The sequence below is a fragment of the Kitasatospora sp. NPDC088742 genome (assembly GCF_055584905.1).
Map to the genome: position 1 here is coordinate 15,143 of NZ_JBVJLD010000075.1, position 14,945 is coordinate 30,087.

The 14,945-nt window shown below is 69.5% G+C and carries 13 protein-coding genes; 2 read left to right on the forward strand and 11 right to left on the reverse strand.

Going from position 1 to position 14,945, the window contains the following annotated elements:
* Window positions 1-457: 457 nt before the first annotated feature.
* Entirely contained in the window at window positions 458-1,354 is an 897-nt protein-coding gene (locus ACZ6ZR_RS36280) for an oxygenase MpaB family protein (RefSeq protein WP_465649916.1), read from the forward strand.
* Between the two features lie 96 nt (window positions 1,355-1,450).
* On the opposite strand, the gene ACZ6ZR_RS36285 is transcribed toward ACZ6ZR_RS36280, so the two are convergent.
* Together ACZ6ZR_RS36285 and ACZ6ZR_RS36290 are read right to left on the reverse strand one after the other, a co-directional pair.
* The gene (locus ACZ6ZR_RS36285; RefSeq protein ID WP_465649917.1) at window positions 1,451-1,678 is read right to left on the reverse strand and encodes a hypothetical protein; all 228 of its coding nucleotides are present in this window, start codon (window positions 1,676-1,678) and stop codon (window positions 1,451-1,453) included.
* An 88-nt stretch (window positions 1,679-1,766) separates the two neighbouring features.
* Window positions 1,767-2,162: a hypothetical protein gene (locus ACZ6ZR_RS36290; protein WP_465649919.1), complete on the reverse strand. Its 396-nt coding sequence runs from the start codon at window positions 2,160-2,162 to the stop codon at window positions 1,767-1,769.
* Window positions 2,163-2,428: 266 nt separating this feature from the next.
* On the opposite strand from ACZ6ZR_RS36290, the gene ACZ6ZR_RS36295 reads away from it, so the two are divergent.
* Window positions 2,429-3,820, forward strand: a complete 1,392-nt coding sequence (locus tag ACZ6ZR_RS36295) for a uracil-xanthine permease family protein (RefSeq protein WP_465649921.1) — start codon at window positions 2,429-2,431, stop codon at window positions 3,818-3,820.
* Here the strand turns inward: ACZ6ZR_RS36295 and ACZ6ZR_RS36300 are convergent.
* The 9 genes from ACZ6ZR_RS36300 to ACZ6ZR_RS36340 form a co-directional block, all read right to left on the reverse strand.
* The gene (locus ACZ6ZR_RS36300) at window positions 3,790-4,515 is read right to left on the reverse strand and encodes a DUF317 domain-containing protein (RefSeq protein ID WP_465649923.1); all 726 of its coding nucleotides are present in this window, start codon (window positions 4,513-4,515) and stop codon (window positions 3,790-3,792) included. The genes ACZ6ZR_RS36295 and ACZ6ZR_RS36300 overlap by 31 nt on opposite strands.
* A gap of 81 nt (window positions 4,516-4,596) precedes the next feature.
* Entirely contained in the window at window positions 4,597-4,962 is a 366-nt protein-coding gene (locus ACZ6ZR_RS36305; protein WP_465649925.1) for an SPDY domain-containing protein, read from the reverse strand.
* Window positions 4,963-5,042: 80 nt separating this feature from the next.
* On the reverse strand, window positions 5,043-5,927 hold the full coding sequence (locus ACZ6ZR_RS36310) for a hypothetical protein (protein ID WP_465649926.1): 885 nt from the start codon (window positions 5,925-5,927) through the stop codon (window positions 5,043-5,045).
* 133 nt (window positions 5,928-6,060) lie between these two features.
* A complete protein-coding gene (locus tag ACZ6ZR_RS36315) occupies window positions 6,061-6,480 on the reverse strand; it encodes a VOC family protein (RefSeq protein WP_465649928.1) in 420 nt (139 codons plus the stop codon).
* Window positions 6,477-7,730: an IS256 family transposase gene (locus ACZ6ZR_RS36320; protein ID WP_465649930.1), complete on the reverse strand. Its 1,254-nt coding sequence runs from the start codon at window positions 7,728-7,730 to the stop codon at window positions 6,477-6,479. The genes ACZ6ZR_RS36315 and ACZ6ZR_RS36320 overlap by 4 nt, the downstream gene beginning before the upstream one ends.
* A 58-nt stretch (window positions 7,731-7,788) precedes the next feature.
* Window positions 7,789-8,124, reverse strand: a complete 336-nt coding sequence (locus tag ACZ6ZR_RS36325) for a winged helix-turn-helix domain-containing protein (protein WP_465649938.1) — start codon at window positions 8,122-8,124, stop codon at window positions 7,789-7,791.
* Window positions 8,125-8,239: 115 nt separating this feature from the next.
* Window positions 8,240-8,539 (reverse strand): hypothetical protein, encoded by a 300-nt coding sequence (locus tag ACZ6ZR_RS36330; RefSeq protein ID WP_465649932.1) that lies wholly within the window; start codon window positions 8,537-8,539, stop codon window positions 8,240-8,242.
* A 17-nt stretch (window positions 8,540-8,556) separates the two neighbouring features.
* Window positions 8,557-13,815 carry a DUF6531 domain-containing protein gene (locus ACZ6ZR_RS36335; RefSeq protein ID WP_465649934.1) on the reverse strand — a complete coding sequence of 1,753 codons (5,259 nt, stop codon included), beginning with the start codon at window positions 13,813-13,815 and terminating at the stop codon, window positions 8,557-8,559.
* An 812-nt stretch (window positions 13,816-14,627) separates the two neighbouring features.
* A partial coding sequence (locus tag ACZ6ZR_RS36340) for an integrase core domain-containing protein (protein WP_465649936.1) occupies window positions 14,628-14,945 on the reverse strand: 318 nt, incomplete at its 5' end.

The following is a 14,945-nucleotide window of genomic DNA, read 5'->3' on the forward strand; positions in this document are numbered from 1 at the left end:
CGCCCCGGCCGCCGCTGACGGTCCGCGCCACGCGTTGGCCGGACCGCGGTCGGCGGGCGTGCCGGAGAACGGTCAGGTGACCGGTTCGGGAGCGGGTACCGGGCCGGGAAGGGGGCCGGGGGAGGGGCGGGGCTCCGGGTACGGCGCGGGTGGTGGCGGCGGGTCGGGTCGGAGCGGGGGCGGCCCGGGCGGGACCGGGTCCGGGCCGCCGGGCGCCGGAACCGGGCCGGGAGACGGACCGGGCGCCGGGCCCGGTCCCGGCATCGGCGTGGGGCTGGGCGGTACCGGGTCGCCGGGCGGGATTCCCACGGTCACCACTCCCTTCGCGGTTCGGACGCGACCACCTTCCGCAGGGGCGACTACCCGCCCCGGGGCGGGCGACACGTCGGGCACCACCATTTGCGGAGCCTCTGTTCCGCGTGGGGGCGGCCGTCCGCGTCCGGCGTACCGTGGGGGCATGGAGGCCGGGCCGGAGGCGACCGTGCGGCCGTCGGGGCTGCGAGCGCGGCTCGGCGCCGAGATCTTCGCCCGGGTGGCGGGCCCCGACGGAGCGGCCACCCGGGCGCGCATCCACCAGGCGCCGGGGGAACGGTGGTTCGGCCCGCACGACCCGATCCGCACCGTGCACGGTGACGCCTCGATGTTCGTGGGCGGCCTGCGGGCGCTGTTGCTGCAGTCGCTGCACCCGTCGGCGATGGCGGCCGTCGCCGCCCACTCCGGGTTCCGCGGCGACCCGTGGGGCAGGCTGCAGCGCACCAGCACCTTCCTCGCCGTCACCACCTTCGGCACCGCCGCCGACGCACAGCAGGCGGTCGACCGGGTCCGCGCCGTCCACCGGCACATGCGCGGCACCACCGCCTCCGGCACGCCGTACTGGGCGGGTGACCCCCACCTGCTGTGCTGGGTGCACGCCGCGGAGGTCGACAGCTTCCTGAGGGCCCATCAGCTGTACGGCGCCGCGCCCCTGCGGCCCGACGGGTACGACGCGTATGTCGCGAGCGCGGCCCGCATCGCCCGCGCCCTGGGAGCGGCGGACCCGCCCCGGGACCGGGCGGAGCTGGCGGAGTGCCTGGACGCCTACCGGCCCGAACTCGCCGCAGGGGCGGACGCGTTCGAAGCGGCGCGGTTCCTGCTCCTCCACCCGCCCGTACCGCTCCTGGCCCGCCCCGCCTACGGGATGCTCGCCGCCGCTGCGGTCGCCCTGCTGCCCGGGTGGGCCCGGGCGGAGCTGCGCCTGCCGCAACTCCCGGTGGTGGAACCGGTGGTGGAAGCGGCCGTGGTGCGGCCGGCCGGGCGGGCCGTCACCGCGCTCGTCCGCTGGGCGATGGCACCGCCGCCCGCCGCCGCGCGGTGACGATCGCTCCGCCAGGGCAGGCCGCCGACCGTCCCCGGGCAGCGGGGGCCGGGGACGGGCCGGGCGGTCCACCCGCCCGTCCCCTCCCTGGGTGCCCTACCCGAAGACCGTCCGCAGGGTGCGGAGGGCGCCCGCGAGCGCCGACCGGAGGGACTTCGGGGGCGCGGCGGGGTGGGACACGGCGGCGGGTGCGGGTGAACCGCTCACCTGCGGCGCCGGCCGGGGGGAAGCCGTCGGCCGGGAGGCCTGCGGCGGGTGGGCGTCGGTGTGGCGGGTGGCCTCGGCGCGTACGAGCGCGCCCATGGCGAAGTAGTGGTCGGGCATGACGGAGCTCTCCTGCGGATGTGCCGGTGTGAGGACGGGGTACGGCCGCACGTCGCACGCCGGTCGGGCGGGCGGCGTGCGGGCTCCGTCAGCAGCGCAGGACCGTCGAGGAGTTGGGCGCGGGGCGTGGGGTGCCCGGCTCCCGGTAGCGGGTCCGGGGCTGCTCGGCGGCTCCGGCGGTGACGCCCACGGCCACGGCGGACACCACCGCACGGACCTGGGGCGAGGAGTGCCGACCGCCCTTGTGGATGTCCACCGCACACTGGCCGCGGCCCGGACGGTCCCCGTGCGGCACCGCCGCATCGGTGCGGTCCTCCCCGGTGGTCGCGGCCACGGCTGTCACCACGGTCCGGCAGTGATCGGGGTGACCCATCGGCAGGTGCGGTTGGGTGCTGCTCAGGATCGTGTGGAGCAGGGCCAGGGTGGCGACGAGCGCCGCGGCGTACCAGGGGAGGCCGGGACGGTTGACGTCGAAGCGCGTCATCCTCGGCACCTCCCGCCGCTCTGCCTCCCATGAGTAACGGTTTGATGCCAATTCGGACACTCTGTGTGACGGATGGGCGGTGCTTATCACCCGATCCGGTGAACGGCGTTGCGCCCGGTGCACCGGGGGCCGGCGATCTGACGGGAGGTCAGGGGGTGGTCACTCGTGCGCTTCGGAGGGGTTGGCGGTGGGGGCGTGGCCATGATCAGCTGACCCTCTGATGTGCCCGCTGGCCAGCGGGCGTGGGTACGAGGAGGCGCGGGAGCATGGCGGGGTTCGGCTGGAAGGTGCACGGGGACGGGCGGAGCCCCCGGCCCGGGGCGGTGGTGCGGCCGGACGAGCGGTTGTCGTGGGGGCGGACGGTCGGGCTCGGGGCGCAGCACGTGGTGGCTATGTTTGGGGCCACTTTTGTGGCGCCCATTCTTATGGGGTTGGACCCCAATCTCGCGGTGATGGTGTCGGGTGTGGCGACGGTGTTCTTCCTGTTGGTGACGGGGGGTCGGATTCCGTCGTACCTGGGGTCGAGCCTGTCGTTCGTCGGGGTGGCGGCGGTCATCAAGACGCAGGGCGGGGACGCGGCGACGCTGACGGGTGCGCTGTTGGTGGTGGGTGCGGTGCTGGCGGCCTGCGGTGGGTTGGTGCAGGCGTTGGGTGCGCGGGTGATCCACGCGGTGCTGCCGCCGGTGGTGACCGGTGCGGTGGTGATGCTGATCGGGTTCAACCTGGCGCCGGTGGCGGCAGGGACGTACTGGCCGCAGGACCAGTGGACGGCGTTGCTGGTGATGGCGTTCACGGGGTTGGCGTTGGTGGTGCTGCGGGGGTTCTGGTCGCGGATCGCGATCTTCCTGGGGTTGGTGTTCGGGTACGCGGTCTCCTGGCTGCTGGACCGGGTCTTGGGGCAGATCAACTCGGCGAACGGTGCGGGCCAGGTGGTCGACCACTGGCGCCTGGACCTGTCGGCGGTGGGGAAGGCGGACTGGCTCGGTCTGCCGACCCTGCACGCGCCGAGTTTCTCGCTGTCCGCGGTGTTGGTGGCGTTGCCGGTGGTGGTGGCGTTGATCGCGGAGAACGCCGGGCACGTGAAGGCGGTCGGTGAGATGACGGGGGATCAGCTGGACGACCGGATGGGCACCGCGATCATGGCGGACGGTGCGGCGACCATGCTGTCCACGGCGGTCGGCGGGCCGGCGACGACGACGTATGCGGAGAACATCGGTGTGATGGCCGCGACCCGGGTGTACTCGACGGCCGCCTACTGGTGCGCGGCCGGTTTCGCGATCCTGTTCGGTCTGTGCCCGAAGTTCGGTGCGGTGATCGCGGCGATCCCGGGCGGGGTGCTGGGCGGGATCACGGTGGTGCTGTACGGGATGATCGGGTTGTTGGGGGCGCAGATCTGGGTGCACAACAAGGTCGACCTCACCAACCCGCTTCACCTGGTGCCGGTCGCGGCGGGGGTGATCGTCGGCATCGGCAACGTGACGTTGAAGTTCACGGACGACTTCGAGCTGTCCGGCATCGCGTTGGGCACCATCATCGTCCTGACGGGCTATCACGTCCTGCGGGCGATGGCGCCGGCGCACATGAAGCAGCCGGCGGAGACTCCGCTGCTGGACGGCGGGACCACCGACTACGACGACAGCGATAGCAAGCAGTACTGATCGCGGGTGAAATGCACTATGGGGGCCACCACAAATTTCGGCTCCCAGCCCTGGAGGCGGAGCCGGGCGTGGGCGAGGACGGGGTCGCGCGAGCCCGGGACCGGGTCGGGCCGGTAGGAGCGGTTGGGTGCCGGCCAGGGTCCGGGGCCGAGCTCGAAGGCGCCCAGGAGTGCGTGCCGGTCGAGGTCGCGGTGGTCGAGGTCGCGCAGGCTCTCGGTGACCTCCGCGGCGACAGCGGCGACGACGGTCGGCGGGGTGTGGGTCGTGAACTGGGCTTTCCAGCTGACACGTTGAGCCTCGCCGAAGCGGGCAGGCGGCTCGTCTCCTTTTACCGTGATGGACCAGCGGCTGCTCCAGGCCACGTCGTGGCGGTCTTGGGGGGTGTCCAGGACGGTCACCTGCCCGCACGGGCTGCGGAACTGGAAGTTGCCGACCTCGTCCTCGACGACGTCCTCCCAGGTGTCGTACAGGAGTTGGGAGGCGGCGGCCGGATCATCGGGAGCGAAGCTGCCGGCGGATCGGGAGTCCGGTGCCGGAGCAGGGACCGAGGTCGTGACCGCCGCACGAAGGTGCTCGGGGAGCTCGCCTGCCCTTCGCCGGGCGGCCCTGGGGGAGACCGCGGCTTTCATGACCGCGGCGACCAGGTGCTCGGGTGTGCGGCGGGAGAAGGCCGCCCGCCACAGGTGCGGACCCATTCCCCGGCCGATGGCCCCTCCGACGCTGATGGTGGTGACGCTGTCCTCGTCGGAGGGACTCCATGAGCGGGGGATGCGGTGTCAGACCTCGATCCTCTCGACGCCGGTGTCGGGCGAGTGCTGGTGCGCCCACCCGTCGTCGGTGAGGACCTGCTCCCAGCCCGCGTCCGCGATCGAGGCGAAGAAGCCCTGGAGGTCGTGGGGGCCTTCGAGCGCTGATCGGCGGTCTCGCGTTCGGAGCGGCAGGAGCTGGGAGAGCACGTCCGTGACGATCTCGGATGGCGTGGCGGCGGCCAGTGTGGCCTTCCACCTTGCCGGGTGCAGGGGACCGTCGGGGTGGGCGGAGATCGTCCAGTCTGCCTTGGCGTCCCGGTCGGGGCCTGTGACGACGAGGTCGAAGCCGGGGGAGATGAACCCGATGCTCTCGTCTTCGGTGTGCCAGTCCACCGGGAGCCAGCGGCGGAGCTTGAGTGCGGACCAGACCCTGCGGGGGGTGCCGGGTCCGGCCAGTCGGCGGGGGACGACCTTCACGGACCGGTTGTGCGGGTCAGCGATGGGTGCCTCCAGGGGATGGGCGGGTCGGCTCCGGGTCGGGAGCTCGGTGGGAGTGGCGGCCGCGGTGGTGGGGACGCGGTGGGGACGACCAGGCCCGGGATGAAGGGTGAGCGACTGGTCGCGGCGGCGCTGCGGGGCAGTGGGGTGGCCGGTGCGGGCGGCATGGGCTGGCGCGGGTCCTGGGTCCACCCGTCGAAGGCGTCGGAGTCGGGGAACAATCCCTCGGTGAGGGTGTAGGTGCCGCCCAGAAAGTCGATGTCCTCGAACAGGACCCGCACGGTGGGGGTGCCGGGAGTGGGGAGGACAACCCAGGTGTACCAGTCGTAGACCAGCCCGTCCGGCTGCGCGCGTTCGGGGTGGGCGGAGCGTTCGGCGGGAATGGTCATGTCGCTGGTGTAGGAGTCGGTGGTGTCGATCGGCTCGGGGTGGGAGCGGATGCGGTGTTCGAGGGCGGTGGTGGCGGCGTTGCCCGGCGTGCTGAACTCGTCCACGAGCTTCGCGATTTCGGTGGGGTCGGCGCCGCGTTGGATGAGCCAGTGGTGGGCGAGGCAGAGCAGTGCGTGGTTGGACGTCTCGAAGCGGAACTCTCCGGCGGCGTGGTCCCGGCGGATGTGGAGGGCCTTCAGCTGCGGCAGTCCCGGCACGTCCCAGGTGACCGTGCCGTCGTGGACGACGAGGTAGCTGCTGCTGACACCGTCCAGCAGGCGCCCGGGACGGTGGTGCTCGGAGACCAGGGTGAGGCTGCGGAAGTCCGACACCCAGTAGTCCTCCGCAGTTTCGTCGTCCGCGGTGGCCGGTTCCAAGCCGTCGAGGCCGAGGAGGGCCTCGTACTCGTCATCGTTGATGATGAACTCCATTAGAGGAAAGGGAAGTTGGGTCACGGCCTGGCGCGGGTCAGAGTCGTCGTGCGCCGCGGGCTGGGGCGAGGGTCGGGCTCAGTAGCGGGCTGGCGGGACGGAGTAATTGTCAATACCTGTGGATCAGTTGAGCTCAGCTCTGGTCGAGTGGGCTGATCGCGACGAGCTCGATCTCGAAGCCGTCGCTGTTCTCCAGGTAGGCCGCGTAGTGCTGTTCGCCGCCGGCGTGGGGGTGTTGGTCGAGGAACATTAGGCGCCAGCCGTGCTGGGCCGCCTCGGTGGCCAACTCCTCGACCGTGGAAGCGTTTTCGACATGGAACGCCAGGTGGTTCAGCCCCGGACGGCAACGCTCGTGCCGGTCGGCGGTGAGGGCCGGGGACTGTTCGAGAACGAGATAGGTCGTCCCCAGCAGCCAGCTGCGGCCCGCGTCCCAGCTCTGGGAGACGGTGTAGCCCAGCGTCTGAAGCAGCCACCCGAGGGAGGCGAGGGCGCGGTCGAGGTCGGGCACCCAGAGCTCGACGTGGTGCAGCGCGCCGTGCATCGGACGAGTCATGCGGCCACCGCCTCGGGGCGTTCGACCAGGACACCGTTCTCGAACCTGGCGCCCGCTCGGACCAGCGCGACCAGGTGAGCCCCGGTGATCGCCCGCCAGCGGGCCTGAGCGGACTCGACCAGCTTGAACACCATTGCGAGTGCGGCGGCCGGGCTGCCCGCGCCGCGGGTGACCTTCGTGCGGAGCTTGACCGTGGAGAACGTCGACTCGATCGGGTTCGTGGTCCGCAGGTGGATCCAGTGCTCGGCCGGGAAGTCGTAGAACGCCAGCAGTTCCTCCCGGTCGCCGGTGATCTTCGCGACGGCCTTGGGCCACTTGGTGCCGTAGGTGCGCGCGAACGCCTCGATCGCCTTCTCGGCGTGCGCGCGGTCCTCGGCGTTGTAGATCTCCTGCATCGCCTTCGTCGCGCCCGGCTGTGCGGACTTCGGCAGGGCGTTCGTGACATTGCGGGCCTTGTGGACCCAGCAGCGCTGATGCCGGGTGGCGGGGAACACCTCCCGCAGTGCCTTCCACAGGCCCATCGCGCCGTCACCGACCACCAGTTCGGGGTCGCGCATGCCCCGGCGGCGGCAGTCCCGCAACAGGTCCGCCCACGACTCCGTGGACTCCCGCAGCCCCTCCGCGAGCGCGATCAGCTCCTTGCTGCCGTCCACGCGCACGCCCAGCAGGACCAGCACGCACGAGTGGGCCTGGCCGAGGCGGACCTTGGGGTGCACGCCGTCGGCCCACACGTAGACGAAGTCACGGTCGGACAGGTCCCGGGCCTGAAAGGCGACATGATCCTCGCCCCACTGCTTCGTCAGCCGGGTCACCGTGGCCGGGGACAGGCCGGCGGCCGAGCCGAGGAACTGCTCCAGCGCGGGCACGAAGTCCCCGGACGACAGTCCGTGCAGGTAGAGCAGCGGCAGCACCTCGGAGACCTTCGGCGACTCGCGGCACCACGGCGCAAGGATCCTCGAGGAGAACCGCATCCGCTCGCCGGTTGCCTCGTCCACGCGGCGGTCGTTCACCCGAGGCGCGGTGACCTCGACCGGACCGGCGGCGGTGGCCACCGTGCGGGGACGGTGGCGCCCGTTGCGGACCACCAGGCGGCGCCCGAACTCGTCGCGCTCGCCGGTCAACTCGGCTATGTACTGGTTGACTTCCGCCTCCAGCGCGGCGGCCAGCATCCGGCGGGCACCCTCGCGGACGATCTCGTCGATCAGGGAGCCGGACTCGGTGGAACCGTCGGCATTGACTACGCTGAGCACGGGCGTGCCTTCCCGACCCGCGCTGCGAACGCGGGCCTACTCGGTGACCGTCACAGGATCATTCGGGAAGGTACGCCCTCCGCATGCCCTCCCGGAACCGATCCACAGGTCTTGAGCATTGCTCTGTCGAGAGATGGAGGGTGAACCGGGGGCTGGGCTCGGGGACGAAGGTGCCTGATCCTGCCCGGCCGTTCAGCAGACCGGCGCGGATCAGGCTCTCCTGGGCGCGCTGGACGACCGAGTCGCCGACGCCGTACTCGGCGGCGAGTTTCGCCCGGGACGGCAGCCGCGTGCCCGGCGCCCAATCGCCGGTCGCGATCCTGCGGCACAGAGAGGGTGGCAGACTGGCGGCACATCGAAGCTCCAGCGGTTCAAGGCGACTTGGCAAGGTCACCTCGTTCAACTGGAGCTTCGATGCGTACGTGACGGGCCGACCTGGACCCTCCAGGCCCCTCTGATCTGCGGACTCACGTGATCACCGGGACTTTGAAACGCCCCTGGGTCAGATGCTAGTCGTCGTCGCCTAGTACGTGCGCGCCGAGGATTTTCGCCAGTGCTTCGGCAGCTTCCTCGGTCTTGTCACTGAAGTGCCCTTTAATATCGATCCTTCCACGCCACCATGCGAACACTGCGGTCTCGCCAGGGACATTGAAAGTTCTCTCCATGCCCAAGTCCGTTGACTCCCACGGAGCGCCCTCCTCGAGCAGTGGGGAATGGGTCGCTACCTCCTCCCACTCGTTGATATCGATCGGATGCGCTGGGCTCTGAGTCCAATCCTGCGCACGGGTGATATGGAAGTCATAGCCCACGCCTGATCTCCTGCCGGTCAGCCTGTCGAACTGCCGAAAAGCAGCACGACTCCGTTGTTGTGTGCATAGTCCTCTGCGCGCTTCATGCCGTCGAGTTGGGCTGGCGTCAGGTCCTTGCTCCCGTTGATCACTACGTACACCAGACGATTCTTGATGTCGCCGGCAGGGATCACATCGGGGTGCCTGTAGTCGCCGGCGTATCGCTGAGCGTTGTCGATTCCTTCCTTCAACCGGTTGAAGATAGCGGCTGCGGTCTGGTAGCTGGGGGCGGTGGTGTCGAGTGACTTGAGGCTGAGGGCTGTGTGGGTCTCGGCGTCGAAGTGGTCGAAGCCCTTGAAGCCGTCGGGCAGGTTACTCATCCCCATCTTGTCCTCGAAGGCTAGCCCGCGGTCCCGGATCTTCAGGCCCCAGAGGTTGAGTTCGGGGATTCCGGTGACGGCTCCGTGCTGGGCGATGTCCTGGGTGAGTTCGCTGCCGAGTCCGGGCATGCCGAGTGCGGTTGTCACGTTGGGGCCGCGCGTGCTGAACCTGGGCTTGGCCCACGCTTCGAGGCCGCCGAGGCCGACGACGGCTACTTGGGAGGCGAGTTCGTCGGCGTGCTTCTCGACCTGCTCAGCGACGTTGTTGCAGCCGAGCTCGCGGAGTTTGGCTGCGGCTGTGTAATAGGCGTAGGCGGGTCGGATGGGGACGTACTTGTCGGCGAAGGCCCCGGCGCCGCCGTTGTTGCCGGTGAAGGCGTTGTAGATGTCGCCGACGAACTCGAACGGCATCTTGGCGCCGGTGGCGAGTCCGTTGCCGATCGCGTCGAGGACACCCATCTTCGATGGGTCGGTGTCCTGCGGGGTCAGGCCGCTGGGGTCGGTGTAGATGGTGGGTGCCCCGGAGGCATAGGAGTACGCGGATCCGTACGGGGCGGTGGCCGGCGACGGGATGGGGTCGCGGCTGGTGAAGCGTCCGGTGGCGGTGTCGTACTCGCGGGCGCGGAGGTACTGCTTGCCGGGGCTGACCGGGTCGTTGTACTGGCCGGCGAAGCCGAAGGGGGTGGCGGGGGCTCCGGTGGCGGTGGTGACGGTGCCTGACTGCCCGTAGGGGTCGTAGGCGGTGCGGGTTTGCTGGGTGCCGGTTGAACTGGTGGTGTCGGTGACCGAGCCGAGCCAGTCGTGGTGGTGGTAGTAGGTGCCGGAGGGATTGTGCTGGCTCTGTGGCAGGCCGAGCGGGTCGTAGGTGTAGTCGCCGATCAACGCTCCGGTGGCGTTGGTCTCGGTGGCGATCTGCGGCAGGGGGTTGTTGACGTCCCAGGTGAGGCTGCGGGACAGGGTGCCGTTGGTCTTGGTGGTGACGCGGTTGCCGTCGGCGTCGTAGGTGAACGCGAAGTTGCGGTAGCCCGCCGAGGTGCTGAGGTGCCCGGCGGCGTCGTACGTGTAGGTGGTGGTGTGGAAGGCCAGGCGCTCCTGGTAGGTCCCGGACGACCAGAGCACTGCTTTGGCGGTGTCGTACACGACGAGGCTGCCGGTGTCCTGGACCTTCGCGTAGGCCCCGGTGTGGCCGGCGCTGTTGCTGCTCCACAGGGGGCTACCGGTGTTGTCCGCGACCACCAGGTTGCCGTCGGCCTGCATGGTGGCGTGCGCGCCGGGGTGGCCGGCGGTTCCGCTGGACCAGGCGGCCAGGCCGGTGTCGATCTGGTAGAGGACGAGGTTGCCGTCGGCCTGCATGATCAGGCGGACGCTGTTGGATGCCACGACGGCGCCGGAGGCAAGGACGGTGCCGCTGGTGATCGTCTGGTCTTGGAACGGGTTGTTGACGCCGGTGGTGTTGCCGTCGGCGTCGTAGGTGTAGGTGGTGCTGGCCGATCCGATGGTGCTCTTGGTGAGTTGGTCGGCTGCGTCGTAGGTGTGGGTGGTGGTGCCGAAGGGGTCGGTCTGGGTGAGGCGGTTGCCGACCTTGTCGTAGGTGTAGGTCAGGGCGCCGGCGGTGCAGCCGACTGTGTTCGGGGCGACGGGGCAGCCCGAGGTCAGGCGTCCGGCCTGGTCGTAGGTGTAGTTCTGGACTCCGGTGCCCAGGCCGAGGCGGTTGACGTTGACGCTGGTGGGCTGGCCGGCCGCGTCACGGGTGAGCTGCCAGGAGGCGAGGGTGGTGGCGCCCTTGGTGCTGGCGATAGCGGCGAGCTGGCCGGCGGCGTCGTAGGCGCGGGCCTCGGTGTGGCCGTTGGTGCCGGGCAGAGTGGTTTTGGTGAGGTTGTCGGCGGGGTCGTAGGCGTAGGAGGTGCTCGCGCCGTCGGCGGTCAGCAAGGTCTGGCGGCCGTCGTCGTCGTAGCCGTAGGTGAGCTTCTCGCCGTCCGGGAGCTGCCGGCTGCTGACGCTGCCTCGGAGGTCGTAGGTGTAGGTGAAGCCCGTGCCGCCTCCGGGTGCGGTGGTGGTCAGCAGCCGGTTGGCCTTGTCGTAGGTGAGGGTGCGGGTGCCGGTCTGGTCGGTGATCGTCTTGGTCCGGCCGGCGTTGTCGTAGGTTCGGATGATCGCCGGGGTGGTGTCGGAGTAACTGGTGCCGGTCGGCAGGCCGCGCGGGTCGAAGCTGGTGTTGGTGGTCAGGCCTCGTGCGTTGGTGAGGGTGGTGTTGTGCCCTTCCGGGTCGTAGCCGTAGGTGACCTTGTTGCCGAGCGGGTCGGTGACGGTGGCCGGCCGGTGGAGCGCGTCGTAGGTGTAGGTGGTGATGTGGCTGTTCGCGTCGGTGCGGGATGTCCGGTCGTTGACGGTGTTCCACGCGTTGGTGGTCACCGCTCCGGCCGGGTCGGTCACTGTCGTCACGCGCCCGGCGGTGTCGTATCCCGTGGTCGTTTTGCGGTTGAGCGGGTCGGTCACGGAGGTGGGGCGGTTGAGGGCGTCGTAGGCCGTGGTGGTGGTTTTGCCGAGTGGGTCCTTGACGGTGGTGCGGTTGCCCGCGGCGTCGTAGCCGAAGGTCGTGGTGTAGGTGGCGGGTGTGGCGCCGGCCGCGTTGCCGCGTGCGTCGACGATGGTGGTCAGGCGTTCGTCGGTGTCGAAGGACCAGGTCGTCTTGTTGCCCAGGGGTGTGGTCAGTGAGGTCCGGTTGCTGCCGGCGTCGTAGCCGTAGGTCGTGGCCTTGCCGAGCGCGTCGGTGACGCTCGTCAGGCGGCCGAGCGCGTCGTACCCGTAGGTGGCCTTGGCGGAGGTCGGGTCGGTGATGGTCAGGACCTGGTTGGTCGGGCTGTAGGTCGTCGTGGTGACGTTGCCGAGCGGGTCGGTCACGGTGACAGGCCGGTTGACCTCGTCGTAGGTGGCGGTGGTGACGGCGCCGACGGGGTCGGTGACCGAGGTGCGGTTGCCGACGGCGTCGTAGCCGAAGGTCGTGGTGTAGGTAGCCGGGGTCGCGCCGGCCGCGTTGCCGCGGGCGGTGACGAGTGTGGCGGGTCGGCCGTTCTTGTCGTATGTGGAGGTGGTCTTGTTGCCGAGCGCGTCGGTGACGGATGTAGGGCTGCCGGTCCAGTCGAAGGTGCTCGTGGTGGTGTTGCCCGCCGCGTCCTTGACGGAGGTGCGGTTGCCTGCCGCGTCGTAGCCGTATGTCGTCGTGTTGCCCAGCGGGTCCTTCACCGTGGTCAGGTTCCCGTTGGCGTCGTAGGTGTACGCCGTTGTGCTGTTCAAGGGCTCTGCCGCAGTGGCGAGTTGGCCGCCCGGTTCGTAGGTGTAGGTCGTGGTGAAGGACGCCGGGGTGGCACCGTTGAGGTTTCCCCGCGGGTCGGTCTTGCTGGTGACGCGTCCGGCGCTGTCGTAGGCGAAGGTGGTCTTCTCGCCCAGCGGTGTGGTGACCGAGGTGCGGTTGCCCGACGCGTCGTAGCCGTAGGTCGTTGTGCCGCCGCGGGGGCTGGTGAGGGTGGCGAGCAGGCCGAGCGGGCTGTAGGTGTAGGTGGTCTTGCCGCCTGCCGGGTCGGTGGCCGTGGTGAGCCGGCCGGCGGTGTTGTACGCGTATGTGGTGGTGTTGCCGCGGGCGTCTTTGTGCGAGGTGACGCGGTTGCCCGCGTCATAGGTCCAGGTGGTTACCGCGGAGGCCGGAGCGGGTGACGTGCTGGTCAGGACACTGCCGGCACTGTCGTACGTGAACGTCGCCTTCTTGCCGTTGGCGTCGGTCAGTGAGGTTCGGTTGAGGGAGCTGTCGTAGCCGTAGGCGGTTGTCTTCCCGTACGGGTCGGACTGCCAGCTGATCACTCCGTCGGTGTACTTCTGCGTCCAGATCCCCCCATCGGGATGGGTTACGTAGGTGGTGCCGGGATTCGCCGCGTCGTACAGGAAGGTGGTCTTCGAGCCGAGTGCGTCGGTCTGGGTCGTCACCCGCCCGCCGACGTCGTAGACGTTGGTGATCCGTGTCTTGCCCAGAGGGTCGGTGACGGTGGTCAGCAGTCCGCTGCCGGTGTCGTAGCCGAACGTCGTGGTCTGCCCGCGAAGGTCCTTCACGCTGGTCAGGCGGCCGCTTGTGTAGCCGTAGGTGACCGTCCGGGCGCCGGGCAGGGGCGCGGAGGTCAGCAGCCCACCGGTGTAGGCGAGGGTGACGGTGTGCCCTCCCGCGTCCGTGAGGGTGGTCAGCTGACTGCCGGTGTAGGCGAGGGCGATACCCACACCTGCGGGATCGCGCATCGCGGTCAGACGGCCAGTCGCGTCGAAGAGCAGCTGGTGCTGGTCGGGCGTCGTCAGCTGGTAGCCGTTCGCGACCTTCTGCAGCTTCGAGTGGACGTAAGGCCGGGTTGGGACGAGCGATCCGTCGGCCTGCACCGCGTAGTCGCTCTGCGAGCCGTCCTCCGAGCGGAACGTGACCACCGTCTGCCCGACGTTCAGTGACGCCGAGTACGGGAACGCCCACCCCTTGCCGAACACGCCACTCGACGTCAGGGACGACGAGTAGCTCCTGGTCAGCTGGATCGTCCGACCGGGCCCGGGCACCTGGCCGTCGGTGAAGACCTCACCGAAGGCTCCGGTGGAGGTGTTCACCGGGTCACCGCAGTACTTCACCAACTCCAGAACGATGCCCGTGCTCGACGGCGAACCCGGGCACGCCAACGACACGTTCGCCGGCACTCCGTAGATCGGAACAGGCGGGGCCGACGGCGAGATGAGCTGATCCGAGGTGCCGTCACTGTAGGAGTACGTCACCACCACGTAGTAGTTGACGTCCCGCTGGATCTGCGCCGTCAACGAGCACCAACCGGTCGCCTCGTACACCGACCACTGCGCCGCGTCGATCAGTGCGTTGTCCGACGCCCGGTAGAACACCACCGAAACAGCGCCCCGACCGCCTCCGAGGATGCCGGAAGGTGTATCGGGATTGAAGTCCCACGCCGCGCACCACGACAGCCCCGTGCTGCCACTCTGCAGGTTGTCCGCGTAAGACCGGAGGTTCGCGATGTACGGATGACCGGGGGCCCACGCTGCCGCAGCCCCGACAAGCGCCGGGGCCGGCGACTGGCCCGCCCCCTTCAGCGCCAATCCGCCGCCTGTGGTAGCCGCCTCAGCTTCCGTCAGTTGCCGATACCCCGTAGTGCCGGGTCCCGCGACACGTGCGACCGCCGCTCCAGCGGGTCGGCTCGGCAAGGACGACGCACCCAGCTTCCGGACCTGCTCCTGCTTCTGCCCTAGCGAGAGCGCCACCGGCGCCGGGGTCGCGCTCGGCGACTTCCCACCGCTCTCTGACGGGGTGGCTGACAGACGATCCGGCAGCGCGGACGCGGCCGGCACACCCCCACTGGCCAACAGGGCTGTTATCAGGACAGGCATGACCCAACGGCGAATATGATATTTCATCCCACCATCAACCTCGCTCCACATCGAAAACAGCCCATGGCTTGAGCCCAAGAGATGATCACCGAAAGATCGCGGCAGAGGGGCCAGATTGGCTGGCGGGGGCTGAAAATCGACCACCAGTTTCTCATTCCGGCCCCAGTTCATGGCGGAATCATTTCCTCCGCCTGCCGGATTGCGCCAATATGGCGGCTCGGTGCCCTATGAGCCCGTAACAGGATCTTGTGGATGTGGGCTGGTGGGCCGTGTCCGGTGTGACGATTTGAACCGTTCCGGGTTCGGTAGAGAGCTCAGTTGGTGGTTATGACCTGTGGTTTTGTGGTTGTCAGGTAGTGGTTGGTCTCATACTCGACGGGCGGGATGTGGCCATTTTCACCGTGGAGTCTGCGGTGGTTGTACCAGTCGGTCCACTCGGCGGTGGCCAGTTCGACCTCGGACAGTGTCCGCCAGGGCCGTCGCGGTTTGATCAGTTCGGTCTTGTACAGCCTGATCGCCGACTCCATCAGGGCGTTGACGCTCCTATAGTTGTCAACTCGCGGCGGAGACTGTTCGTGGGGCCGGTCGGAGCAGGTGGTAGACCTCGCGGATGACATAGCGTTTGAGGCAGC

Bases quoted from the DNA above. Each gene is read 5' to 3' on its own strand.
- ACZ6ZR_RS36315 (WP_465649928.1), bottom strand. From the start codon at position 6,480: ATGACTCGTCCGATGCACGGCGCGCTGCACCACGTCGAGCTCTGGGTG.
- ACZ6ZR_RS36300 (WP_465649923.1), bottom strand. From the start codon at position 4,515: ATGGGTCCGCACCTGTGGCGGGCGGCCTTCTCCCGCCGCACACCCGAG.
- ACZ6ZR_RS36290 (WP_465649919.1), bottom strand. From the start codon at position 2,162: ATGACGCGCTTCGACGTCAACCGTCCCGGCCTCCCCTGGTACGCCGCG.
- ACZ6ZR_RS36310 (WP_465649926.1), bottom strand. From the start codon at position 5,927: ATGGAGTTCATCATCAACGATGACGAGTACGAGGCCCTCCTCGGCCTC.
- ACZ6ZR_RS36295 (WP_465649921.1), top strand. From the start codon at position 2,429: ATGGCGGGGTTCGGCTGGAAGGTGCACGGGGACGGGCGGAGCCCCCGG.
- ACZ6ZR_RS36280 (WP_465649916.1), top strand. From the start codon at position 458: ATGGAGGCCGGGCCGGAGGCGACCGTGCGGCCGTCGGGGCTGCGAGCG.
- ACZ6ZR_RS36285 (WP_465649917.1), bottom strand. From the start codon at position 1,678: ATGCCCGACCACTACTTCGCCATGGGCGCGCTCGTACGCGCCGAGGCC.